The sequence below is a fragment of the Peptoniphilus vaginalis genome (genome assembly GCF_900176605.1).
Taxonomy (GTDB): domain Bacteria; phylum Bacillota; class Clostridia; order Tissierellales; family Peptoniphilaceae; genus Peptoniphilus_A; species Peptoniphilus_A vaginalis.
In genome coordinates this window covers 643,776-669,101 of the sequence record NZ_FXLP01000005.1, presented here as the reverse complement: position 1 = coordinate 669,101, position 25,326 = coordinate 643,776, and the positions used below count along the sequence as shown (strand labels likewise).

Genomic DNA, 25,326 nt, shown 5'->3' with positions numbered 1-25,326 from the left:
AAATGAATAAAATCATGGAATTAGTTGGGGAAAATTCTCTTTACTTGCTCCTAACTCTAGGTGCAATATTAATTGGAGTTGTCCTCACCTTTATAGTAAATTTTGCTGCGAGAGATTTAAAATTTATAAAATACTTACCAGGACTTGCCTTGGTATTTATTGGAACAATATCTCTTTTCATCGTGATCAATAAACTTTTTGATCCAAGCAGCTTAGACAATTTAATTATCTTTGTAGTTGGAGTTTCATCTGGATTAGTGTCCCTAATCTTTGCTCTAATTATAGGCATAGCCACTTCAGATAAAAATCGCTACAAGAGAAACCCAAGAAAGAGATAAAGATAAAAGCTCAAGATAAGAGGCACTTAGGTGCTTCTTTTTTCTTGAGCTTTTTTATTAGAAAGGATATGAAAAATATAAAATTTAAAATTTATATCTGCCAAGAGCTTGCAGCTTAAAAGTACATAAGCAATGATTAATTAAAAATTAATAGGTGGAGATGTAGTCCTTCATTGATTCAAACTTTTTGTCCCCAATGCCAGGAACATTTTTTATGTCCTCAATAGAAGAGAAAGAATTATTTGCCCTGTAGTCTAGTATCTTTTGAGCAGTTTTTTCTCCAACGCCAGGAATTTTTGTTAGCTCGTTTAAGTCTGCTGAGTTAATATTTATCTTTGAAGATGAAGCACTTGATGATGGACTGGAGGCAAGACTAGAAATATTACTTTGGACTTCGCCAATCTTTGGAATGTAAATTTTTTCTTCGTCGTGAAGCTTTGCTGCAAGGTTAATCTTGTCGAGGTCTGCATCATCTCTTGCACCACCAGCAAGGTCAAGAGCATCAACGACACGCTTATTTGAGTCAAGCCTAAGTATGCCAGGCTTATTGACAGCTCCTGAGATGTGAACCATAATCTCTTCCTTTTCGTCAGAAGCCCTTTCTATTGCAAGATCACTTGACCCTGACTCGAGAGCTTTATTCTTATCGGTTACGCCAGAGGTATTAATTTTTAAAAATTCTTTGGCATCATCATCTTCATTATGAGAATCGTAATACTGATAGCCGATGACTAAGAGCAAGGCTACTATTATTATGTAGGGAAGGTTATCTTTTTTCAAAAATTTAAAATCCATTTACACCACTCATTTATTAATAATATTATATTTATAAGCTTGTAATACCCTAAACAGATAAATTTTACACAGTTTTCAAATACTAAAAATTATGTTATAATTTATTCATCGAAACGATTTCAAAAAAATTAATATATTTAGGAGGAAAACAATGAAAGTTTATACAACAGATAAGGTAAGAAATCTTGCTCTTGTGGGACATTCTGGCTCCGGAAAGACTAACCTAACAGAGGCTATGTTATTCCAAAGTGGAGCTACAAAAAAGCTTGGAAATGTTTCTAGCAAGAATACAATCTCTGACTTCTCAAAGGAAGAAAGAGAAAGAGGAACATCAATAGCTACATCAATTATTCCTGTTGAATGGAGAAATTATAAAGTAAACATAATAGATACTCCTGGATTTCTTGATTTTGTTGGAGAAGCTCACAGTGCCCTAAGAGCTAGTGAAGCTGCAATTATGGTTATAGATGCAACTAAGGGAATCGAAGTTGGAACAGAAAGAACTTGGAAATACACAGAAAAAATTGGACTTCCAAGAATTATATTTATAAATAAAATTGACGGAGAAAATGTAAACTTTAGAAAGCTAATGGACGAGCTTGAAGCCGCCTTTGGTAAAAAAGTTATTCCTTTCTCTGTACCTATTGGCGAAGGAGAAAACTTTATTGGTGTAACTGATGTAATCTTCCAAAAGGGTTACAAGTATGTGAACTCTGCACCACAAGAAACTGAACTTAACCACGACCAAGTTAAGGCAACTGAAAGAATGTACGAAGAAATTGCAGAAGTTGTTGCAGGTTCTGATGAAGTTCTTATGGAAAAATATTTCTCTGGAGAAAAATTCACAAGAGAAGACCTTTTAAGAGGAGTTACAACAGCCCTACTTGAAGGTGATGCAGTTCCACTACTTGTTGGATCTGGTGAAAAGGGAATAGGTATTGATATTTTACTTAACACTATAGTTAATTACATGCCAGCACCAGACGATGATCGTGCCCACCTTGGATTTAGATACAAGGAAGGGGAAGAAAGAAAGGTTTCAGCAAAGGATCCTTTTGCAGCAGTTGTATTTAAAACTGTATCCGACCCATTCTTAGGAAAAATTTCTATCTTTAAGGTAATTTCTGGTATTTTAACTAAAAATACACCTTTATATAATGTTAATAATGGTGAAAGTGAAAAACTTGGCGGTCTTTTCGTAATGAGAGGTAAGGAACAAATAGAAGTTGACGAAATTTATGCAGGAGATATTGGCGCAACAACAAAACTTGCTGGAACCTTAACTGGAGATACGCTTTGCGATAAAGACCACCTAGTTGAATACAAGAAGTTAAAACACCCAACTCCAGTTTTATATTATGCAATTGAACCTAAGACTAAGGGCGATGAAGAAAAACTTACTCAATCTCTAAAGAAGATTAGGGACGAAGACCCAACATTTACTATAGAAAGAAACACAGAAACTAAGCAAATGACTATTGGTGGTCAAGGTAAGGTTCAACTTGACGTTATCCTTGAAAAATTAAAGAACACTTATGGAGTTGAAGTTGAAATTGTTCCATTTATAATTCCTTACAGAGAAACAATTAGAAAGACTGCAAGTGTTCAAGGTAAGCACAAGAAACAATCTGGTGGAGCAGGTCAATACGGTGATGTTTGGATTAGATTTGAACCTTGTGAAGCTGAATTTGAATTTGGCGAAGAAGTATTTGGTGGTGCAGTGCCTAAGAACTACTTCCCAGCAGTTGAAAAGGGTATCATTGAATCTAAGGAAAAGGGAGTTCTTGCAGGCTATCCTGTTACAAACTTCAAGGCTGTTCTATATGATGGATCTTACCACGATGTAGACTCCAACGAAATGTCTTTCAAGCTTGCTGCAAATCTTGCCTTCAAGAAGGGTATGCAAGAAGCAAGCCCAGTTCTTCTTGAACCAATTATGAAGGTTGAAGTTACAATCCCAGAAGCATATCTTGGGGATGTAATGGGAGATATGAATAAAAGACGTGGAAGAATTCTTGGTATGGACCAACAAAATGACGGCACTCAAGTTCTTATTGCTGAAGCTCCTCAAGCTGAATTATTCACTTACCTAATTGATCTTAGATCACTTACTCAAGGTAGGGGAACTTTCAATATGGAATTTATAAGATACGAAGAAGTTCCACAAAATATTGCAGATAAAATTATTGAAGAAAGACAAGCAGAAAAATAATATAAATTTTTAAAGGTTGGGCTTAAGTGCTCAACCTTTTTTATTATAAAACAATTAAAGATATTGAAAAGCAACATTGATAGTTTTATAATTTAGTTAGGTAACATTATATCTTATAGAAAGGGGATAAAAATGAAAACTAAAAAAATTGTATTAATTTTGATATCTTTGGCTCTTGTGTCAATTATGTGTGGATTTTCTTTTTTAAATTCAAAAAAAGAAAACTATGATTTTCATATTGATGTTTGTGATGAAAAACCAAACTATGAAAAAATTATTAATAATTTAAGTTATGATAGTTTGTACAAATATAAGTTAAAAGATGTTATAGTAAGCAACAAGATTATGGAAGAACAGGGTTTTAAATTTACAACAAATAAAGATGCGGATTATTTATTAATATTTGCTAATAAAGATAATGAGAATGCACGTATAGCAGTAAGAGTTTCTGATATGAGTTTGAGAATTTCTAGTTCTAAAAAACATAGTAGTTATGTACTTATTACTGATTCAAAAAATTCAAAAAAAGATTTAGATTTCTCTTCTAATAGTGGTATTCCAAAAGGATCATTTACTATTTTAGAACTAGAACGAGAAAAAGTCGCAAATAAGTAAAAAAGAATTAAATGGCTTGAAAATATCTGTTGGTGAGTTAAAACCCAACAGATATTTTCATTTAAAAAATTTACTATTTTTATGAATCCATTTCTTAACTTTTTAATAAAATAATTAAAGTAATAATTATTTAAAAACAACAAAAAGCATATAGGGTTAAAAGGACACGAAACCAAATACTTTACAAAAGCCCTAGTTTATATTAAACTAGATATAGTAAAAGATAGTCAGTTTTTTTATAATTTAAAAGACAAAGATAGTCAAAGGAATGGTTTTATGTCAAAATTATCCAATTCCATAGAAGATTTTTTAACTGAATTAATATTTGAATCTGGTGGAGTTGTTGAAATACAAAGATCAAAAATTTCAGACCAATTTAACTGCGCCCCTTCACAAATAAATTACGTTTTGACAACGAGGTTTACGCCCTTTAAGGGCTACTACGTTGAGTCAAGACGAGGTGGCGGCGGCTACATTAGGATTGTAAAAGTTAAAATAGAAGATGATGATGAAAGGCTGGAGAGATTTTTGGACTTCGTAGGGGACTCCATTACAAAAAATAACTCAGATGATCTTTTGGAAGAGCTTGTTAGACTTAAGAAGGTCACTAGAAGGGAAATGGAACTTATGAAGGTGAGCCTATCTGATAGGTCTCTAAGTCAATGCGAAAATAGAAATGAACTGAGGGCAGATTTGTTAAAGAATATGCTCCTTGTCATTTTCAGCTAGGAGGGAAGAAGATGTTGTGCGACAACTGCAAAGAAAGAGAATCAATAATTTCCTACACAAGGATAAATAATGACGAAGTGGAAGAAGTTCATCTCTGCCAAGTTTGTGCTGAAGAAAAATTTAAAAAAGAATTTCAGGGTTATCAAAATATAATTCCTCAACTAGAAAATGCCCTAAAAAATATTTTTAAATTCACTGCCAACTCTTACAATGAGGAGGAAGATGACATAAGATGTGAGTATTGTGGCAGGAGCCTAAGTGAACTTAAAAACACAGGAGCCTTGGGTTGTCCAAAATGTTATGACTCCTTTGGAAATGAAATTAAGTCTTACCTAAAGGCCCTAAATATAAATTTAAAATACAGGGGAAAAATTCCCAAGAACTCAGAATCCTATATTTACTACAATAGGAAGCTTGAAGACCTTAGGGAAAAGTTGGACCTTGCTATTAGCCTAGAGGAATATGAAAGGGCTGCAGAAATAAGGGACGAGATAAAAGCCTTAAAGGAAGATGCCAATGTCTAATATTATTTTGGGAAATAAGGTAAAATTATATAGAAACATTGACGGCAAGAACTTCGTCAACACTATGTCTGATGAAGAATTAAGAGAAAATTTAGAATTTCTTGACCCAATAATAAGAGGAAGGGGTTATGAAAATCTTGATATTGAAAAGATGCCATCCCTCAAGAAGTTAAAACTTATTGAAGAGGGGAGATTTGGCAAGACTTTTGTTGATAAGAAGAATATTGGCTTCTACCAAAAGGATGATGAGCCAGATATTTTGATTAATTCCAGTGAACACCTAGAACTTTCAAAGTTTTCTAGGACTCAGTCCCTTGATGAACTTTACAAGGAAATCTATGACCTGGAAGGAAAGCTTGAAGAAAAAATAAACTTTGCCTTTAGTCCAGAGTATGGCTACCTGACTTCAAGGGTTTTTAATGCAGGAACTGGTTTTAAACCCATAGCCTTTTTGTACCTGCCAGCTCTAAATTATTTTGGGATAAATGAAATTGCCAAGGGTCTATCAAGGCTTGGTTACACATTGGGGTCTTACAGGGACAAGTCCAAGAAGGCTCTTGCAAGTATTTACACCCTTTCCTTTGAGTCAAGCTTGACAGAAGAGGAAGGATCTTATATAGAAAAATTAAAACTCATTAGCGAGGAGATTGCTGATGTGGAAAGAGAAAATAGAAAAAAACTTTATCTTGATAATATTATTAGCCTTGAAGACATGGTCAACAGGTCCTACGGTCTACTTGCCAATGCAAGGTTATTGTCGGAAGAAGAGATGATGCAGTCCATGAGCATGATAAACCTTGGGGTTGAACTTTCAATCTTAAAGCCAAATAGGGAATTTGACTTTTACCAAGAAATTATGAAGCTTAGAAATGGACACTTACAAATTGAGAGAGGCTCAATCTTAGACCTTAGGTCGAGAGACATCCTAAGGGCTAACAAGTCGAGAGCTCTCATGAAGGAGGTTTTCAAATGAGTATGTTTGGGAAGTTTAGTGAAAAATCACAAAAAGCCATCCTCTTTGCTCAGCAAGAAGCAAGGGAACAGAGGCATTCATATATAGGGTCAGAACACATCCTTCTTGGAATTTTGCGAGAAGGAACAGATGCAGGTGCCCATATACTTTCAAAGCTTGGGATAGATTACAAGAAGGCAAAGGAAACTACTATGGATATAGTTAGCCAGGGTCAAGGTCCAGTGGTGTCAAGCATTGCTTACACTCCAAGGACTAAGAGGATCTTTGAACTTGCCTTTGAAGTTTCAAGAGAGATGGGCGAGAACACAGTGTCAACTGATCACCTTCTCCTTGGTATCCTAAGAGAGGGTCAGGGAGTTGCCATCCTAGTTTTAAAAAGACTAGGCATTGACATAATGAGTCTTGAAAATGATATTTTAAATAATATGGAAGACTATGAAGATTATGAAGAAGGCGATGAAGCTGGATCAGAAGCTTTAGAAAAATACACAACAAACTTAAATAAAAAGGCAGAAGAAGGAAAAATTGACCCTGTAATTGGAAGGGAAAAGGAAATTAAAAGAGTTATCCAAGTCCTTTCAAGGAGGACAAAAAACAACCCAGTCCTAATTGGAGAGCCAGGTGTTGGTAAAACTGCCATAGCTGAGGGACTTGCTGCAGAAATTGTTGCAGGAAATGTTCCAGAAATTATGAAGGATAAAATTATCCTAACTCTTGATATTTCTCAACTTATTGCTGGAGCAAAATACAGGGGAGACTTTGAAGAGAGATTAAAAAATGTAACTAATGAAGCAAGCAAGAATAAAAATATTATTTTATTCATTGATGAGATGCACGTCATCATTGGTGCAGGGTCAGCTGAAGGATCTCTTGACGCTTCAAATATTTTAAAACCTATGCTTACAAGGTCTGTCCTACAAATTATTGGAGCTACAACAATTACAGAATACAGGCAAAAAATTGAAAAGGACTCTGCCTTTGAAAGAAGGCTTATGCCAATAATGGTTGATGAACCAAGCACAGAAGACTCAATTAAAATCATCCAAGGTCTTAAAAAGATTTACGAAGACCACCACCATGTTATTATTCCAGATGAAAGTATTGAAGCAGCTGTAAAATATTCTGACAGATACCTAAATGATAGGTTTTTGCCAGACAAGGCCATTGACCTCATTGATGAAGCAAGCTCAAAATTAAAAATTGAGTCCTACAAGGTTCCAGAGTTTGAAGAAAAATATAAGCTTGACCTTGAAGACATTGAAGAAAAGAAAAGCCAAGCAGTGAGAGACCAAGACTACGAACTTGCAGCCAACCTTAGAGATGAACAAAAGCGAGTTGAAAGGGAATTAGAGGACAAGAGAATTGAATTTAGAGAAAAAGAATCCAAAAAGGAAGTTTCTCCAGAGCTTATAGCTGACATAGTTTCAGATTGGTCCAAGGTTCCTGTTACTGAAATGACAGAAGAAGAAACAGAAAAATTAAGAGACCTTGACATCAAATTAAAAGAAGACGTCAAGGGACAAGACCAAGCTGTTGAGGCTCTTGCCAAGGCAATAAAGAGGTCAAGGATTGGACTTAAGGATCCAAACAAGCCAATAGGTTCCTTTATCTTTGTTGGTCCAACTGGTGTTGGTAAGACTTATCTTGCAAAGAGCCTAGCCAAAAACTTATTTGGCAAAGAAGAAAATATGATTAGGTTTGATATGTCTGAATATATGGAGAAATTCACTGTATCAAGACTTGTGGGTTCACCTCCAGGATATGTTGGTTACGACGAAGGTGGAGAGTTAACAGAGGCTGTTAGGACCAACCCTTATTCAGTTATTCTTTTGGATGAAATTGAAAAGGCCCACCCAGATATATTTAACATCCTTCTACAAATTCTTGATGAAGGAAGGCTAACTGACTCCAAGGGAAGGACTGTAAACTTCAAAGACACTGTTATAATTATGACATCCAATGCAGGTGCTAACCTCTTAGCTAAGAATTCAGTTCTAGGCTTTTCAACTTCAGATGATTCTGAAAAGAAAAGTGAGTATGAAAATATGAAGAAGATTATAGACCAATCCTTAAAGGATATGTTTAAACCAGAATTTTTAAACAGGGTTGATGATGTAGTAGTCTTTAAGGCTCTTGAAAAAACTGAAATCAAAGACATTGTTAAGAATATGCTTGCTAGTCTTAACATTAGACTTAAGGACATGGGCATCAAGGCAACTTACACAAATAAACTTATAAACTTCTTAGTTGATGAGGGATATGATAAGGTCTTTGGCGCAAGACCTCTTCAAAGAACTATTACAAAATTAATCGAAGACAAGATTGCCGATGAATTCTTAGATGGAAAGATCAAGGATGGCGATGGGATTTCTGTAGATGTTAAATACAAGAAGGTTCAAATAAAAAAACTTAAAAAGACAAAAAAGGCAAAAGATGAAAAAGAAAATAGTCTATCAATGTAATAAATGCGGTTACATTTCTCATGGATTTTTTGGGAAGTGTCCCAACTGTGGTTCTTGGAATAGCTTAGAAGAAAAGGAAGAGGAGTCCTCATCAGGAAAGACTTCCACAAGGACCAAAAAAGTTAAAAAGGATGCACAAAAATTAAATACTGTTGCAGTTTCTTTAGATGAGAGAGTAAAGACTAGCATAGAAGAATTTAACAGGGTCATGGGCGGGGGAATAGTTCGTGATTCTGTTAGCATCTTGACGGCAAAACCTGGTTCAGGTAAGTCAACTCTTCTTATGCAGGTTGCCAATGACCTTGCCAACAAGGGGATGAGGGTCCTCTATGCATCGGGAGAAGAATCAGAAACACAAATTAAGATGAGAGCAGAGAGGATTCTCGACAAGCTTTCTGAAAATATTTGGGTTTACTCTGTAACTTCACTTAACTCTGTCCTGGACCAAGTTGAAAAAATTGATCCTCAACTTATAATCATAGACTCAATTCAAACCTTTACTCTTGATGAGTTTCCACAAAGACCAGGGACGCCAACACAAACTATGGAGTGCGCCTACAAGATGACAGAAGTTGCCAAGGATTTAGAAAAGCCTCGTATGGTTTTCTTAGTTGGTCAAATGACTAAGCAAGATGAACTTGCAGGTGTGAGAAGCCTTGAACACTTAGTGGATACTGTCCTCTTAATTGATGGCGATTCATCAGAAGACTTGAGGTCCCTTATGACAACAAAGAACAGGTATGGGTCCACTGGTGAAATTGGATTTTTTTCTATGACAGAAAGGGGAATGATTTCAATTGACAACCCATCAGAATATTTTATGACCAAGAGGGCAGTATCAGACCAAGTACCAGGCTCATCTCTTTCAGTTATAAGAGAGGGAACAAGACCAATAATTCTTGAAACAGAGGCCCTTGCCTCTAAGTCCTTCCTTCCTTATCCATCAAGGATTTCTGAATCAGTTAGGAGGGAACACCTAAACACTCTTGTTTCAATTCTTGAAGAGAGGGCAGGTATGACCTTCTTAGACAAAAACATAGTAGTCAAGTCAACTGGTGGCATAAAAGTTAAGGAGCAGGCATCAAACCTTTCAGTAATGGTTTCTATTGTGTCATCAACTCTTAACAAGCCCGTTGAAGCTAACTCAGTTTTTGTTGCCGACGTGGGACTTACGGGAGAACTAAAAAATGTTCCAAGCCTTGACGTAAGACTTAAAGAAGCAGAGAGAATGGGCTTCAAAAAAGCCTACGTTTCTAAATATTCCAATGTGAAGGAAGAAAATTACAAGGACTTAGAAGTTATTAAGATGTCAAACATCTCTGAAGTCCTAGCAAAAATTTTTAACTTATAAAAATTTAGACAATAAAAAAAACTCTTGTTACTTAACTAATAAGTAATAAGAGTTTTTCTTTTGCATTTTTTAAAATTTTAGGCTTCCTTAGTGTGTCTTGTAGATGAAATCGCAAGAGCAACTAAAAGTCCAAGGATCATTGGGCATACCCATCCAAGACCAAACTCAGTAAGTGGTAATTTTGTAAGCATTTCTCCAAATCCACCAAGAAGTCCCTTGCCTTGTAGGACGAATAAGAAACCAAAGGCTAGTGAAACAAGAGAAGGAAGCTTAAAGACTAAGTCGTCTTTAATTTTTTCGTTAAATAGTCCTAGGATGACAATTGTCATTGCACATGGATAAATAATTTCAAGAATTGGTGCAGAAATTTTAATAATTTGTGTAACACCAAGCATTGATATTAAACATGAAACAATGGAACAAAGAACAACAACTCTTTCGTAAGAAATTTTGTTGAAAGTTAAGTCGTTGAAGAAGTTACCAGTTGCAGAAATAAGTCCAATAGCAGTTGTAAGACAAGCAAGAGCAGTAATAATAGCAAGGATGTAAACCCCAATGCCGCCAAGAACTCGATTTGTAATATCAACAAGAAGTAGAGTAGAATCAGTGTCTGCATTATAAATGCCAAGGAGTGAAGTTTGAGCTCCAAGATATAAAAGACCTCCGTAAATTAGTGCCAATAAAATTACTGCAATAACACTTGATAAAATAGTTGCCTTAATCTCAACTTTTTGTGAAGAATATCTTCTTGTCTTAACTGCGCCAATAACAACTAGGGCAAACATACAACTTGCAATGGCATCCATTGTTTGGTAGCCATCAGTGATACCCTTTTTGAGGACATTGTCGATCATTGTAGTGTCTGCAACTTCGCCTATTGGAGTGGCAATTCCCTTTATAATTAGAACTGTCATACAAAGTAAAAGTGAAGGAGTAAGAAACTTTCCAACTATGTCAACAACCTTGCTAGGTCTAATACTTAGTAGACAAGCAACAACAAAGAAGATAACAGAGAATAAATACCTGTTAAAGGACTCACCAAAGATTGGCAAGATTGCAATTTCATAAGTAGTGGCAGCAGTTCTTGGAGTTGCCAAGAAGGGCCCGATACATAAAATAATAGCCGTAGACATAACAATTGCAAAAGTCTTGTTAATCCTTGAAGCGAGGACGTTGAGGTTACCTTCATACTTAGAAAGGGCTATGATTGCCAGTAGTCCTAAGCCTGCATCTGTAATCGTAAAACCTAAAAATCCTATCCACCATTGGTGACCCGACAACAAACCTAGATAAGGGGGAAAGATTAAGTTACCAGCTCCGAAGAACATTGCGAATAATGCGAAGCCAATAATGAATAAATCTTTCGTCTTGATTTCATTGTTCATCTTTTTACCTCCATAATAATATTTTTTCTATTCTATCACATAGAGAGGCTTTTGGATACACAAATTATTGATTAGATGTAAATATTTTGATAATATCAATATTATTGAAAGGAAGGTTTATATGGATTACAAAGAAGCAGTAGCTTGGCTTGAAAATAGAAACATACCTCTTGGAGAATTTACTCTTGATAACATCAGAGCCCTATTAGAAATTTTTAATAGACCCCAAGATAAATTAAAAATAATTCACATAACAGGAACTAATGGCAAGGGATCAGTTGCAAGTTTCATCACCAATGCCCTCATAGAAAATAATTATTCAGTGGGCAAGTTCACATCACCCTATATAACAAATATTCGTGAAGAGATAGAAGTTAATAGGGAAGTCATAAGCGAAGATGACTTTGCAAAGCTTGCCAGTGAAGTAAGAAAAGAAGTTGAAGAACTTGATAAGAAAGAAATTTTTGTTAGCGGCTTTGAAATTTTAACTTCAATAGCCTATATTTACTTCGCAAGAAAAAACTTGGACTTCGCAGTAATGGAAGTTGGTATGGGAGGACGAGTTGACGCAACCAATGTAATGGAAAAATCCATCCCAGTCTTTTGTCACATAGCTCTTGACCACGCAAACATCTTGGGAGATACCCTAGAGAAGATTGCAAAGGAAAAGGGTGGGATAATAAAAGAAAACTCTCATGTTTTTTCTTATCCACAAGCTGAAGAAGCAAAAGAAAAGTTAAAGAGTCTTGCAAAAGAAAAGTCCTCTAGCTTTAATGACTTTGACTTTGATGAAGTTGAAATAATTTCTTCTAATGAATTTGGAAACAAATTTAACTTTAGAGACTATAAGGACCTAGAGACTTCCCTTGTAGGGGATCACCAAGTGTACAATGCAGCCCTTGCCCTTATGGTTTTGGATTATTTAAGAAAAGACTATAAGTTGGATAAGGAAAAAATAAAAGAAGGAATAAAAAAGGCAGAGAACATTGGAAGGATAGAATGTATTTCAAGAGATCCCCTTATTGTAGTTGACGGGTCCCACAACCTAGACTCCATTGAGGGCATAGAAAAAAGTGTAAAGAAGTTCAGCTACAATAAATTAATCTTAGGTTTCTCCCTCTTAAAGGACAAGGACCACAAACACATCTTAGAAAAAATTGAAGGACTTGCAGATAAGCTTGTCTTGACAGAAATAGATAACGATAGGCGAACAGACATTGACTTGCTAGAAAAGGAATTTAAAGAAATATCAAGCAAAGAAATATTTGCCATCAAGAACAGGAGAGAAGCAGTAGAAAAAACTCTTGACCTTGCAGACCAAGGAGATATGATCCTCTGGTGTGGATCTCTCTACCTCATCAAAGACATAAGAAAAATAATTTTAGAAAAGTTAAAATAAAATTGCAAGCAAAAAGCCCCTTGATTACTGTGGTGACCCCATAAAGTTGGACCTAATACCAGGACTGGTAGTTTACTAGTTCTGGTATTATTTTATTGCTTTCCACCCCTAGGGGTGGAAAATTTTTTATGCTGCGTTTAACTTTCTATATTCCACTGGACTTAAATATCCTAATTTTTCTTTTATTCTGTCTTTATTGTAATATTCTATATACTCTTCTATTGTTTCTTTTAATTCTTCATATGAATAGAATTTCTTGCCATAGTAGATTTCTTGTTTAAGTATCCCGAAGAAGTTTTCCATTGGGGAGTTATCTAGGCAATTTCCCTTTCTTGACATCGATTGGGTTATCCCTTCTTTTTCAAGTCTTGATGTATATTGTTTTATTTGATAAGCCCATCCTTGGTCTGAATGAAAGATCCTCTTATTCTTGTTAGTGCTTGTTATTTCTATTGCTTTGTCTAAGGCTTTTAGTATTGGTTCTAGTGTTGGTTGTTTTGATATCTCATAGGATATTATTTCACCATTATACATATCTAAATATGGATTTAGATAAAGTTTTTTTACTTGATAGTTGTCTTTTGTATCTTTTTCTAGATACTTAAATTCTGTTGTATCTGTTGTTATATATGTGTAGGCTTTTTCTACTTTAAAGTTTCTATTTATTTTATTGTCTGCTACTCTACCTATTGTTCCTTTGTATGATGAGTATTTTCTTGTTTTTCTTGAGAAGTTTGTTACTTGAAGTTTTAGCTTTTGTACTAGTCTTTGAACTTTCTTTTTATTTATCAAAAGCCCTGTTTTCTTTAACATTGCTGTTATTCTTCTGTATCCATAGTTTGGATTATCTTTTCTAATCTCTAGTATTTTCTTCTCTACTTGCTCATCTTTGTTTGGTATGTCTAAGCGTTGTTGCCAATACATGTAGCTTGATTTTGGAAAGTTAAAGTATTCTAAAAGATCCTTTAGTTTGAATTTATCTCTTAATGATCTAATGACCTTAGATATTCGTCTATTTCTGTTTCTGTCATTTGAGAGAATTGAATCTTTTTTTTTAGAATTTCTACTTCCATTTGAAGATAGTAGTTTTCTTTTCTTAGTTTTTCTAATTCACTCAATTCTTTTTTGTTTTATTATGTTTGTTTTTTAAATCTTTATTTTTATCTGTATTTGGCATATTTGAAGGTCTTCCTCTCTTTTTTGGTTTCAGTCCTTCTATGCCTTCGTCTCTAAATTCTTTTACCCATCTAGCTATAATGGATGGATTACTGATTTTAAGTTCATTTGCTAGGCTTTGATAGGACATTTCTCCTGTTAAATACAAGTCTACTACATTTAGTTTTAAGTCTAAAGAGTAGTTATTATTTTTTCTTGATACTTTTAGTCCTTCATAGCCTTGAGATTCATAAGCATTAACCCAAGTTCTAACGATATGTTTATCTGGTATGGAGTATTTTTTCGCTAAGTCTTTGTAACTTACATTTCCTTCAAGATATTCTTTTACTACTTTAACCTTAAATTCTGTTTTGTATTTTGCCATTTAAAAACTGACCTCCTTAAGTTGGTTTTTAAGTCCAACTTTTGGGGGTCAGTTCATACTCAAGGGGTTTTCTTATTGAAACTCCACTAGGGAGAATATGTAAATCCTAAATAAAAAAAGGATCTTAACCAAGACCCTTAATTATATAGCTCTTTCGACTTTACCAGATCTTAGGCATCTAGTACATACGTTAATTCTTTTTCTTGATCCATTAACTACAGCCTTAACTCTTCTAATGTTAGGAGACCAGCTTCTGTTAGAACGAGAGTGAGAGAAAGAGATTTTATTTCCAAATGATTTTTCTTTTCCACAAATTTCACATCTTTTAGCCATAACGCACCTCCTTTAGTTATTAAGCAGACAATATTTTATCAAAAAAGCCCGCTAAGTGCAAATATTTTTTCAATATGTTATTATTTTACACTAAATTATAATTTTTTACAAAGGATATTTTGAAAATCTGTTAATATAGGACAAGTTCTGATATAATGTATTAGATAAGGAGGTGCCCTCATGCCGGCAATTATAAATAGAGAACTTGGAAACATTGTAATAGAAGATAGCGTACTTGCAAATATAGCAGGAATTTCAGCTATGGAATCCTACGGAATTGTTGGAATGGCATCAAAAAATGCCGCAGATGGAATTTTTGAATTATTGAGATTCGAAAATCTTTCAAAGGGAATTGTAGTAAAGACTGACGAAAATGAAATTTCTATAGAACTTCACGTTGTACTAGAATACGGAGTTAAAATTTCTACTGTTGGTGAAAATATTATAGAGAGAGTTAAGTTTAATATAGAAAATTTAACAGGACTTGAAGTTGACAACATTGAGGTCCTAGTAGAAGGTATTAGACTTAAGTAGTGGAGGTAAGATTTTGGAAATAAATAAAATTAATGGTCCCCTATTAAAAGAAATTTTTAAGGGAGCCGTAAATTATCTAATATCCAGAAAGGAAGAGGTCAACGCTCTTAATGTGTTCCCTGTTCCCGATGGAGATACAGGAACTAACATGAGCCTTACATCAAAATCTGCCTTAAAACAAATCGACAGTTTAGAAGGAGATTTTACTGCTGCAGATGTTTCAGCTGCTGCAGCTCGTGGTGCCCTTATGGGAGCTAGGGGTAACAGTGGTGTTATTCTTTCACAACTTTTAAGAGGTTTCTCAGAAGGTCTTGAAGGTATAGACGAAGCAAGCACTTCTGACCTTGCTCATGCCTTCAAAAAGGCAAGTGAAACAACTTACAAGGCTGTTATGAGACCTATTGAAGGAACAATCCTTACAGTTGGAAGAGAAACTGCTGACTTTGCAATTAGACATCACAAGAAGGCTGAAGACTCAATTACATTTTTAGAAGATGTAATAGTAGAAGCAAATAAAGCCCTTGATAATACACCAAACCAACTTGAAGTTTTAAAGGAAGCTGGAGTTGTTGATGCAGGTGGTAAGGGTCTTGTTGTTCTACTTGAAGGGGCTCTTAAGGTTCTAAAGGGCGAAGACATTGCTGATCAAAGCGATGACGAAACCCTAAAGAAAAAGGCCCAAAAAGAAATTCAATTCACTGAAGCAGATACTTCTTTAAAATATGGTTACTGTACAGAATTTATTATAAATACCGACTATGAAGACATTGATAGCTTTAGAGAAAAGATTTCTCCACTAGGAGACTGCCTTCTAGTAGTTGGGGGTGGTGGAAGTCACCTTATTAAAGTTCACGTTCACACAAATGACCCAGGAATTGTCCTTCAACATGCTTGCGAGCTTGGACTACTTCAAGATATTAAAATCGACAATATGAGATACCAACACAGGGAAGTTCTCTTTGACGATGCAGAAGTAGCTGAAGCTAAAAAGAGAGAAGAAGAGGGAGAAGTAATCGAAGAAAAAGATTATTCCTTCATCACTGTTTCCATGGGAGATGGAATGACAGAAACTTTTAAATCTCTTGGAGTAGATTATGTTGTTGCAGGTGGACAAACTATGAACCCATCAACAGAAGACTTCTTAAAGGGAGTTGACAAGGTTGGTGGCAAGGTAATCTACCTAATTCCAAACAATAGCAACATAATTTTATCAGCAGAACAAGCAAGAGATATTTCTGATAGGGAAATCATTGTAATTCCATCAAAATCTGTTCCACAAGGTATAGCAGCTATGCTTGCCTTCAATGAAGATGCTTCAAAAGAAGAAAATCAAGAAAATATGATGGAAGCAATCCAAGATGTAATTGACGCATCAGTAACTTATGCCGTTAGGGACACTACAATCAATGGAAAAGAAATTCACAAAGACGACATTATTGGTATTGCAGCCAAGGATATAATTTCTAGCGGCAAGACTGTCTATGATGTTGTTTTAGACACTGTGGGCAAGCTAATGGACGAAGACATTTCACTTGTTACACTATTCTATGGAGAAGATGTAACAGAAGAAGATGCAGAAGTAGTTCGTGAGGCTATCGAAGGAAAATATCCAGACATTGATATAGATGTAATAGAAGGCGACCAACCAATCTATTACTACATCATATCTCTTGAATAAATTTAGATTATTAATTAGCCCGAAGTTTTGCTTTGGGCTTTTCTTATATGAAATAAACTAGGAGACAATTATGAACTTATGGGACCATATAAAAAGCTTAAAGGGGATTGGACCCAAGAGGGCAGAGCTCTTTCATAAGCTTGGAATTTATACAATTGAAGACCTCCTCCACTTTTATCCAAGAAGATACGAAGACTCTTCAAAGGTCACTAGGGTTTCAGAAGTGAAGATTGGAGAAAAAAACACCCTTAGAGTTAGAATACTTTCCAAACTCCAAAACAGGAGAGTAAGGAAGGGACTTACCCTAGCTAGCTTCTTGGCAGAAGATGAATCAGGTCAAGTAGAATTATCCTTCTTCAATGCCTTCTATCTTCAAAATAAAATTTTGCCGGGAAGATACTACCTAGTCTATGGAAAGGCAGACTACTTTAGGGGAAGGGTTACTATGTCAAGTCCTGAAATTGAAGAAGTCGATAACTTAAAGAAGCTTGGCAAGATTTCTCCAATTTACAATTTAACAGAAGGTCTAAACAACTTTGTCTTTGAAAAAGTTGTAGATCAAGTAATAGGCGAAAATCTTTTTAGAGAAAACCTACCAAGAGAAATTATAGAAAAATATTCTTTTCTAAGCAAAAATGATGCCATAAGGTCCATCCACTTTCCCAAGTCAAGAAAAAATTACATACAAGCTAGGGAGCGACTTATCTATGAAGAGCTATTTTTGTTTGAGCTTTCCATTTTAAAGAACAAGGTCCAAAATGAGAGACGAGATGCCATAAAGTTTGAAATCAAAGATCAGGTTTTGGATTTTATAAATAAATTACCTTTTAAGTTGACTGAAGGACAAGATACAGTCCTAGAAGAAATCTTCGGCGACATGAAAGGGGGCAAGGCCATCAACAGACTTATCCAAGGTGACGTTGGTAGTGGTAAGACAATTATTGCTATTATAATAATGTACCTTGCCTACCTAAATGGTTACCAGTCATCAATAATGGCGCCAACAGAAATTTTAGCAAAGCAACACTTCGAGTCCTTTGTAGAATTACTAGAACCCCTTGGCATAAAAGTTGGACTCTTAATTGGTTCAACTTCCAAGAAGGCAAAGAGGGACATCTTAGATAATTTGGAGATGGGATCACTTGACATCCTCATAGGAACTCACGCATTAATAGAAGAAAATGTAGTCTTTAAAAAATTGGGAGTAAATGTTATTGACGAGCAACATCGATTTGGAGTTGTCCAAAGAAATATGCTCCAAAATAAAAACAAGGATGCAGCAACTCTTGTTATGTCGGCAACACCAATCCCAAGGAGTCTTAGCCTTGTCCTCTATGCAGACCTTGACGTCTCCATAATAAAGTCAATGCCAAAGGGACGAAAGCCAATTAAAACTATAGCCATAAATGAAAATATGCTGGAAAAATCTCTTGCCTTTATAAAAAAAGAATTATCAGAGGGAAGGCAGGCCTATGTAATCTGTTCCCTAATAGAAGAAAACCAAGACTACGAAAACTTGCAAGCAGTGGAAAAAGTTTATGAAGAACTAAGTCAATACTTTAGTGATTTTAATCTAGGACTTCTTCACGGCAAGATGAAGGCAGAAGAAAAAAATCGGGTTATGAATGACTTTGCAGAAAATAAAATCAAGCTCTTGGTATCCACGACAGTAGTAGAAGTTGGAGTCAACGTACCCAACGCAAGCGTCATAATGATTTACAACGCAGAGAGGTTTGGTCTCTCAACCCTCCACCAACTTAGAGGTAGAGTTGGAAGAGGAGACCAACAATCCTACTGCATCCTCTACAATCTTTCTAAAAGTGAAATTTCCTGGGAGAGAATGAAGATAATGACGGACTCTAATGACGGATTTTATATTGCCAACAAGGACCTAGAGCTTAGGGGATTTGGCGACATACTTGGTACAAGACAATCAGGCATGCCAAACCTAAGACTTGCCGATCCCTTTAGGGACGAAACAATTTTAAAATACGCAGCAGATGACGTGAAAAAAATCCTAGAAGTGGATCCAAACTTAGAAGGCGAAAAATATTCCTACCTAAACAAAGAAATCACTGAATTTTACTCAGATTTGAACTAAATATCTTTTAAATTATCCTTTCTTATGGTAAAATAAAACTAATTTGGAGGCTTTATGAGAATAATTTCAGGAAATAGAAGGGGACTCAAATTAATAGCTCCCAAGGGACTAGATACAAGACCCACAGAAGACAGGGTCAAGGAATCGGTTTTCAACATCTTGGGACAAAACTTCTTTGATGTCACAGTCTTAGATTTATTTTGTGGCTCCGGAGCCAATGGAATAGAATTTTTATCAAGGGGAGCCGAAAAAGCTTACTTCCTTGACAAGTCAAAGGAAGCCATAGACTGTGTGAAGAAGAACCTAGACAAGGCCAAACTCACAGACCAGGCCATAGTCATAGAAAACCATTTAAACCAGGCTATAAAAAAACTTGATGTAGACTTCGACTACATCTATATGGACCCACCCTTCGAAAGACGAGATTTATACAAAAAAGCCTTTAAACTAATAAGAGAACATAGAATACTAAAGCCCAATGGAAAATTAATTGTGGAATACAGCACAGATAAGCCACTTTTAATTGGTGAAGGCTTTGTAGAAATAAAAAACAAAAAATATGGAAACACATCAATTTCCATATGCGGATGGGATGAAAATGAAAGTAATATATGCAGGTAGCTTTGATCCAGTGACCAATGGCCACCTAGACATAATAAAAAGAGCAAGAGAAATCTTTGGAGAAGTCATAGTTGCAGTCCTAGACAACACTTCAAAAAAGGGACTTTTCACAGTGGAAGAGAGGAAAGCCTTCCTTCATGAAGTCTTAGATGGCATGGAGGGAATAGAAGTAGATTCCTTTGACGGACTCTTAGTAGAATACGCAAAAAGGAAAAACTGCAAAGTAGTAGTTAGGGGACTTAGATCAGCAACAGATTACTTCAGCGAATACACCCTTGCCATGGCAAACAAAAATTACAAAGACAGCATAGAAACAGTCTTTTTATTGTCATCCAATGAAAATTTATTTGTGAGTTCATCACTTGCAAAAGAAGTAGCCAACTTTGACGGAGATACAGATTTATTCGTGCCTCCTATTGTAGGAGAAGCTATGAAGAAAAAATTACTTAGGAGGAAGATATGAATTTAATTGATTTAGTTGAAGAATTAGAAGACCTAGTGGAAACATCATCACAAATTCCACTAACAAGCAAGGTAATGGTAGACAGGGAAGAGTTTTTAGAAATTGTTAGCGAATTAAAAACACAAATTCCTGGAGAAGTTTCAGAAGCACAAAAAATTGCTCAAGACAAGGAAGACATCATCAATGGAGCTCACGACGAAGCAGACAAGATTATCTCTGCAGCAAGAGCACACTCAGAAAAGATTATTGACGAAAACGAACTTGTAAGACAAGCAAATGAAAGAGCAGCTGAAATATTAAAGTCTGCAAAAGAAGAGTCAACTCAAATAAGAGAAGGCGCAAGAGACTACGCAGACGAACTACTTGAAAACACACAAGTAAACCTTTCAGAAATTATAAAAATGCTTAACGAAAATAGACAAGAGTTAAGAGGATAAAATAAAGAGATAGACCTGAGTCACAACCTTAGGTCTTTTTTGTTGCAACAAATTAGATCAAAGAGAAAATAGAATAAAGTATAAGAGAAAGTGCAAGTAGAAAGCAAAATCTAACTTGCACTTTTTTGCTGCGTAAATTTAATAGTTTATAAATCAGTATATAATTATGACTTCACAAACTTATATGAAGTCATAGAATCTCACAAAGCGATAAAAATTCATAAGATTATAGAAAACTATGAGTTAAGTAAAATTTAAAAATTGAATCTTACAAGGTGATAGAAAACTATGAGTTAAGTAAAATTTGAAAATCAAAATTTATAAAGTCCTAGTAAATTAACAATCAATAAAAAATAAAAAACCAAAATTTATAAACTAATGAGGAGCAAAGAATAAAGTAGAACTTAAAAATCAAAACTTGTAAGTTTGTTAAAAATTTAAAATCGAATGGAACAATTCAAAGTCTAATAAGAATGAAAATTAAAACTAACAAGCAATAAAAGGCAAATAAAAAACTGACCTCCTTAAGTTGGTTTTTAAGTCCAACTTTTGGGGTTCAGTTCAAGCGATACGGGTGGTATTTTTTCATTCTAACTACTTATTTTTGAAAAGTGTTAGGATGATGACTATTAGTGCTGCAAACTCTAGCATTAATGATAGAATTTCATAATCACTCAATTAGTCATTCCTCCTAATAATTATATTAGGTGACCACCTTCGTATGTCCTCAAGCTAATTATAACATCTTTTTATTTGTTTTATTTTTCTATGGTTGGGAAGTCTTTTCTGCCTATAAGATATTTCAGATGTTAAATAATATTATCTTGTAAAAGTGTACGAGTTTATAAAAGTTTGTTAAGTTAAAAAAAGTTAGGACTTAACAAATATTTACGAACTTGTAGAATCTAATGAGTTATTATAAACTTGATACTTTATAAGAATTTGTTAAGGTATGAAAAGTTTGGACTTTATAATTATTTACTAATTTATGAAAACTTATGAGTCAATAAAAGTTTAGGACTCTGCAAAAATTTGTTGAGTCTATAGAATAATATAACCTTATAAAAAATTACGAAGTTGTAAAATGCTAGGGCTTTATAAAAAAGTCAAGACTTTAAGAAAAATTATGAAGTTGTAAAAATTTATGACTTTATGAAATTTTATGAAGTTGGAAAAATTAAAATTTAAAATCAAAACTATTCAATTCAAAACACAAACTCAAAATTTATTCCTATCTTCCAACAAAATATTAGTGTGATTATAGCAACTGTGTTATACTAAAATAAGCAATACAAAGGAGGATTTTTATGGAGCAAAATATCTATTTAGATAAGGAGCGCCTGGAAAATTCCAAGCTTACTACTAAGTCTCTTGGTGAATCTCTTGAGATAGATTCTCTTAAGAAAAAAGTTGTTGAGCTAAACAAAAAACAAATGGAACCAGGTTTTTGGGAAGACAATGAAAGTGCCCAAAAAGTTATACGTGAAACTAATTCATACCAAAGAAAGATAGATCAATACGACAAGTTAATTAACTTGATTGCTGATGCAGAGGACCTTATTGCCCTAATGGAAATCGAGGAAGATTACTCTTCTTATTCTGACTTCCAAAATCTTGTTAATGAGATTGAAAAGGACACTGCTGACTTTAAATTAAATACTTTATTAAATGGCGAGTACGATTCCCACGATGCAATTCTTTCTATCCACGCTGGTGCTGGTGGTACTGAGGCCCAAGACTGGGCAAGTATGCTTCTAAGGATGTACACTAGGTATGCTGAGAACAAGGGCTTCAAGGTTGAAACTCTTGACCTCTTAAAGGAAGACGAGGCTGGTATTAAGTCTGTTACTCTTAAAATTTCTGGAGACAATGCCTATGGTTATCTCAAGGGTGAAAAGGGAGTTCACAGACTTGTTAGGATTTCGCCTTTTGACTCCAACAAGAGGAGGCACACTTCCTTCTCATCTGTGGATGTCTTCCCAGAAATTGATGACGATACAGAAGTTGAAATCAAGGATGAAGAATTAAAGATTGATACTTACAGGTCATCTGGTGCTGGTGGACAACACGTTAACACTACTGATTCAGCTGTTAGAATCACTCACATTCCTACAGGGATTGTTGTTCAATGTCAAAATGAACGTAGCCAAATCCAAAACAGGGAAAAGGCAATGAATATGTTAAAGGCAAAACTTGTTGCCCTTGCTGAAGAAGAAAAGAAGGAAAAAATTGAGGACCTTCAAGGAAATTATTCACAAATTGCTTGGGGTTCACAAATTAGGTCTTATGTCTTCCAACCTTACACTATGGTCAAGGACCACAGGACTAATGTAGATGTTGGTGACGTGGAAAGGGTAATGGACGGAGATTTAGATATCTTTATTAACGCCTACTTGCAAGATAAGGCGACTGGAGAAAGCTGAGGTTAATATGGCAAAGGATGTAATTATTGCACTAGATTTTCCAAGTGGAGATAAGGCTCTTGATTTTTTAAAGGACTTTAAAGATGAAGAGGTCTATGTAAAGGTTGGGATGGAACTTTTCTACAAGGAAGGTCCAAGTATTATCAGGGAAATAAAAAAGCTTGGTCACAAGATTTTCTTAGATTTAAAAATTCACGACATTCCAAACACTTGTAAGGGAGCAACAAATTCCCTTATTGCTCTTGATGTTGACATGATTAACTACCACATTGCTGGTGGCAAGAAGATGTTAAGTGATGCCAGCGAAATTGTTAAAAGGGAAAAAAGTGACCTTATAACTTTAGGTGTTACTATGTTAACTTCTACTGATGAAGATGTGATGCACAGGGAACTTCAAATTGACAAGGACAAGTCCATTGATGAGGTTGTTCTTGCCTATGCAAATATTGCCAAGGAAGCTAACTTAAGTGGTATTGTTTGTTCTGCTCTTGAAGTGCCAAAGATAAAGGATAACTTGGGTGAGGACTTTATAACAGTTACTCCAGGTATTAGGAAGGTAAAAGGCACTGATGACCAAAAAAGGGTTGTAACTCCTAGCGAGGCAAGAGAGCTTGGGTCTGACTACATTGTTGTAGGTAGACCAATCACTAAGGCAGAGGACCCACTAAAGGAATATAGAGAAATCAAAAAAGACTTTTTAGGAGGAAAATAATGCGAGAAATTGCAAAAATTTTATTAAAATTAAAGGCTGTTACTCTTTCGCCAGAAGAGCCTTATACTTGGGCATCTGGTATAAAATCTCCAATCTACTGTGACAACAGACTAACTCTTTCTTATCCAGAAGATAGAAGCATAGTAGAAAAGGGTCTTGTTGATTTAATTAAGGAAGAGTATCCACAAGTGGAATATATAATGGGGACTGCAACAGCAGGCATCCCTCACGCAGCTATTATTGCTGACAAGATGGGTCTTCCTATGGGCTTTGTAAGATCTTCCAACAAGGACCACGGAAAGCAAAATAAAATTGAAGGTGCAAAGATTGAAGGAGCAAAAGTTGTAGTTATCGAAGACTTATTCTCAACTGGTGGCTCATCAATTGAAGCTGCAAAGGCCCTTGAAGAAGTGGGCTATGAAGTCCTTGGCATAGTTAGTATCTTCACTTATAATATGAAAAATGCTGAAGAAAACTTTAAGGCAGCTGGCTTTAAACACCACTCACTTACAAACTTTGATGAGTTAATAGAAGTTGCACACGAAATGGACTATATAAAAGAAAGTGAAATTGAAAAGTTAAAATTATTTAGGGACAATCCAAAGGATTCTTCCTGGATGAATGCCTAATTTCTTTTTGGGTAAAGAAATCAAGTAAGGGAAGTGCAAATTTTAACTTAGGGGGAGAAATTTGAATTATTACAGAACTTTGAAAAGGCTGATGCCCTATGCCCATCAGGTTTTTAAAAACAAAGATAGGCTTAACAGGGTTGTTCAAGAGTCCATGTCAAGAACAAATAAAAAGGAATTGTTCAAAAAGATTTCACGAGAGCTTATGCTTGCCCTAGGTCTTGTAATGGATTATTCTAAAGGCAATTATAGGGAAGTAAAAAAGAGGGATATATTTTTAATCTTGGCAGGCTTTTTATATCTTTTAAATCCTGCTGATATAATACCAGATTTTATTTTATTATTTGGATTCTTTGATGACCTAAGCGTGCTAACTTATATAGTTAAAAAATTTGACAAGGAATTGGAAAAGTATGATGTCTGGAAAAATTCTAGAGATTGATTTTTTTAAGAGAGACACAGTTGAAGTTGCAAAATCATTAATAGGCAAGAAAATTATCAGAAATATTTCTGGTAATTTTTTCTGTGCAAAAATAGTTGAGACTGAGGCTTATCTTGGTCTTGAGGATAGGGCTTGTCACTCCTATGGGGGAAAGATAACTGATAGGAATAGGACTCTTTATCTTCCAGGTGGTCACATCTACGTTTACTTGATTTATGGAATGTATGACCTCTTAAATATTGTGACAAGGGATGAGGACCATCCTGAGGCTGTATTAATTCGTGGAGTTGAGCCTATCTACAACTTAGATGGGATTGCAAAAAATCGCTTTGGCAAGTCCTATGATAATCTCTCTGCCTATCAAAGAAAAAATTTAACTAACGGACCAGGCAAGTTATCAAAAGGTCTAGGGATTGATAGGTCTCTAAATGGAAAGATTTTGTCAGAGGACTATCTCTACATAGGAGAGGGAGAAGCTGTCCCTGAAAAGGACCTTGTAATTACAAAGAGAATTGGAATAGATTATGCAGGCGAGGACGCTAAACTTCCCTTGAGATTTTGTCTTAGAAATAACCCCTATGTATCCAAATAAATTTTATAGATTTTTGTTAAGTTATCCTTTATAATAGG

Annotated in this window: 26 protein-coding genes; 20 read left to right on the top strand and 6 right to left on the bottom strand. The window is 35.0% G+C overall.

The window, feature by feature from the left end:
• Positions 1–2 precede the first annotated feature (2 nt).
• Positions 3–338 carry a cytochrome C biosynthesis protein gene (locus CAN42_RS08045; RefSeq protein WP_085876248.1) on the top strand — a complete coding sequence of 112 codons (336 nt, stop codon included), beginning with the start codon at positions 3–5 and terminating at the stop codon, positions 336–338.
• 147 nt (positions 339–485) lie between these two features.
• Here CAN42_RS08045 and CAN42_RS08040 read toward each other — a convergent pair whose 3' ends face one another.
• Entirely contained in the window at positions 486–1,133 is a 648-nt protein-coding gene (locus CAN42_RS08040) for a helix-hairpin-helix domain-containing protein (protein ID WP_085876247.1), read from the bottom strand.
• A 151-nt stretch (positions 1,134–1,284) separates the two neighbouring features.
• On the opposite strand from CAN42_RS08040, the gene fusA reads away from it, so the two are divergent.
• From fusA to radA, 7 genes are all read left to right on the top strand, one after another.
• Positions 1,285–3,345 (top strand): elongation factor G, encoded by a 2,061-nt coding sequence (fusA, locus tag CAN42_RS08035; protein ID WP_085876246.1) that lies wholly within the window; start codon positions 1,285–1,287, stop codon positions 3,343–3,345.
• Between the two features lie 132 nt (positions 3,346–3,477).
• Positions 3,478–3,960, top strand: a complete 483-nt coding sequence (locus CAN42_RS08030) for a hypothetical protein (protein ID WP_085876245.1) — start codon at positions 3,478–3,480, stop codon at positions 3,958–3,960.
• Positions 3,961–4,236: 276 nt separating this feature from the next.
• Positions 4,237–4,689, top strand: coding sequence for a CtsR family transcriptional regulator (locus tag CAN42_RS08025; RefSeq protein ID WP_062572253.1), 453 nt, complete (start codon positions 4,237–4,239; stop codon positions 4,687–4,689).
• 11 nt (positions 4,690–4,700) lie between these two features.
• Positions 4,701–5,213, top strand: coding sequence for a UvrB/UvrC motif-containing protein (locus CAN42_RS08020; protein WP_085876244.1), 513 nt, complete (start codon positions 4,701–4,703; stop codon positions 5,211–5,213).
• Complete coding sequence (locus tag CAN42_RS08015; RefSeq protein WP_085876243.1) at positions 5,206–6,186, top strand: ATP--guanido phosphotransferase; 981 nt, start codon at positions 5,206–5,208, stop codon at positions 6,184–6,186. Before CAN42_RS08020 ends, CAN42_RS08015 begins: the two co-directional genes overlap by 8 nt.
• Positions 6,183–8,648, top strand: coding sequence for an ATP-dependent Clp protease ATP-binding subunit (locus CAN42_RS08010; RefSeq protein ID WP_085876242.1), 2,466 nt, complete (start codon positions 6,183–6,185; stop codon positions 8,646–8,648). The genes CAN42_RS08015 and CAN42_RS08010 overlap by 4 nt, the downstream gene beginning before the upstream one ends.
• Positions 8,620–9,999, top strand: coding sequence for a DNA repair protein RadA (gene radA, locus CAN42_RS08005; RefSeq protein WP_085876241.1), 1,380 nt, complete (start codon positions 8,620–8,622; stop codon positions 9,997–9,999). Before CAN42_RS08010 ends, radA begins: the two co-directional genes overlap by 29 nt.
• Positions 10,000–10,076: 77 nt before the next feature.
• Here radA and brnQ read toward each other — a convergent pair whose 3' ends face one another.
• Complete coding sequence (gene brnQ / locus CAN42_RS08000) at positions 10,077–11,384, bottom strand: branched-chain amino acid transport system II carrier protein (RefSeq protein ID WP_085876240.1); 1,308 nt, start codon at positions 11,382–11,384, stop codon at positions 10,077–10,079.
• A 121-nt stretch (positions 11,385–11,505) separates the two neighbouring features.
• On the opposite strand from brnQ, the gene CAN42_RS07995 reads away from it, so the two are divergent.
• On the top strand, positions 11,506–12,783 hold the full coding sequence (locus CAN42_RS07995; RefSeq protein ID WP_085876239.1) for a bifunctional folylpolyglutamate synthase/dihydrofolate synthase: 1,278 nt from the start codon (positions 11,506–11,508) through the stop codon (positions 12,781–12,783).
• Between the two features lie 126 nt (positions 12,784–12,909).
• Here CAN42_RS07995 and CAN42_RS07990 read toward each other — a convergent pair whose 3' ends face one another.
• The 4 genes from CAN42_RS07990 to rpmB form a co-directional block, all read right to left on the bottom strand.
• Positions 12,910–13,779, bottom strand: a complete 870-nt coding sequence (locus CAN42_RS07990; protein WP_245149820.1) for an IS3 family transposase — start codon at positions 13,777–13,779, stop codon at positions 12,910–12,912.
• Complete coding sequence (locus tag CAN42_RS09175; protein ID WP_280630423.1) at positions 13,767–13,901, bottom strand: hypothetical protein; 135 nt, start codon at positions 13,899–13,901, stop codon at positions 13,767–13,769. Before CAN42_RS09175 ends, CAN42_RS07990 begins: the two co-directional genes overlap by 13 nt.
• Positions 13,898–14,323, bottom strand: coding sequence for a helix-turn-helix domain-containing protein (locus tag CAN42_RS07985; protein WP_135100549.1), 426 nt, complete (start codon positions 14,321–14,323; stop codon positions 13,898–13,900). Before CAN42_RS07985 ends, CAN42_RS09175 begins: the two co-directional genes overlap by 4 nt.
• A gap of 141 nt (positions 14,324–14,464) precedes the next feature.
• Positions 14,465–14,656 carry a 50S ribosomal protein L28 gene (gene rpmB / locus CAN42_RS07980; RefSeq protein WP_005955693.1) on the bottom strand — a complete coding sequence of 64 codons (192 nt, stop codon included), beginning with the start codon at positions 14,654–14,656 and terminating at the stop codon, positions 14,465–14,467.
• Positions 14,657–14,836: 180 nt separating this feature from the next.
• On the opposite strand from rpmB, the gene CAN42_RS07975 reads away from it, so the two are divergent.
• The 11 genes from CAN42_RS07975 (at position 14,837) to CAN42_RS07925 (ending at position 25,288) form a co-directional block, all read left to right on the top strand.
• Positions 14,837–15,190, top strand: coding sequence for an Asp23/Gls24 family envelope stress response protein (locus CAN42_RS07975; RefSeq protein WP_005955743.1), 354 nt, complete (start codon positions 14,837–14,839; stop codon positions 15,188–15,190).
• 13 nt (positions 15,191–15,203) lie between these two features.
• Positions 15,204–16,868 carry a DAK2 domain-containing protein gene (locus CAN42_RS07970; protein WP_085876238.1) on the top strand — a complete coding sequence of 555 codons (1,665 nt, stop codon included), beginning with the start codon at positions 15,204–15,206 and terminating at the stop codon, positions 16,866–16,868.
• Between the two features lie 70 nt (positions 16,869–16,938).
• Positions 16,939–18,969, top strand: coding sequence for an ATP-dependent DNA helicase RecG (recG, locus tag CAN42_RS07965; protein WP_085876237.1), 2,031 nt, complete (start codon positions 16,939–16,941; stop codon positions 18,967–18,969).
• 54 nt (positions 18,970–19,023) lie between these two features.
• Complete coding sequence (gene rsmD / locus CAN42_RS07960) at positions 19,024–19,590, top strand: 16S rRNA (guanine(966)-N(2))-methyltransferase RsmD (RefSeq protein ID WP_085876236.1); 567 nt, start codon at positions 19,024–19,026, stop codon at positions 19,588–19,590.
• On the top strand, positions 19,568–20,053 hold the full coding sequence (coaD, locus tag CAN42_RS07955; RefSeq protein WP_085876235.1) for a pantetheine-phosphate adenylyltransferase: 486 nt from the start codon (positions 19,568–19,570) through the stop codon (positions 20,051–20,053). Before rsmD ends, coaD begins: the two co-directional genes overlap by 23 nt.
• Complete coding sequence (locus CAN42_RS07950; RefSeq protein ID WP_085876234.1) at positions 20,050–20,490, top strand: ATP synthase subunit B family protein; 441 nt, start codon at positions 20,050–20,052, stop codon at positions 20,488–20,490. Before coaD ends, CAN42_RS07950 begins: the two co-directional genes overlap by 4 nt.
• 1,307 nt (positions 20,491–21,797) lie before the next feature.
• A complete protein-coding gene (gene prfB, locus CAN42_RS07945; protein ID WP_062570818.1) occupies positions 21,798–22,913 on the top strand; it encodes a peptide chain release factor 2 in 1,116 nt (371 codons plus the stop codon).
• Positions 22,914–22,920: 7 nt separating this feature from the next.
• On the top strand, positions 22,921–23,625 hold the full coding sequence (gene pyrF, locus CAN42_RS07940) for an orotidine-5'-phosphate decarboxylase (protein ID WP_062570819.1): 705 nt from the start codon (positions 22,921–22,923) through the stop codon (positions 23,623–23,625).
• Positions 23,625–24,254 (top strand): orotate phosphoribosyltransferase, encoded by a 630-nt coding sequence (gene pyrE, locus CAN42_RS07935; RefSeq protein WP_062570820.1) that lies wholly within the window; start codon positions 23,625–23,627, stop codon positions 24,252–24,254. Before pyrF ends, pyrE begins: the two co-directional genes overlap by 1 nt.
• A 61-nt stretch (positions 24,255–24,315) precedes the next feature.
• Complete coding sequence (locus CAN42_RS09020) at positions 24,316–24,696, top strand: YkvA family protein (protein ID WP_062570821.1); 381 nt, start codon at positions 24,316–24,318, stop codon at positions 24,694–24,696.
• Positions 24,671–25,288 (top strand): DNA-3-methyladenine glycosylase, encoded by a 618-nt coding sequence (locus tag CAN42_RS07925; protein ID WP_082718884.1) that lies wholly within the window; start codon positions 24,671–24,673, stop codon positions 25,286–25,288. The genes CAN42_RS09020 and CAN42_RS07925 overlap by 26 nt, the downstream gene beginning before the upstream one ends.
• The last annotated feature ends 38 nt before the right edge of the window (positions 25,289–25,326 follow it).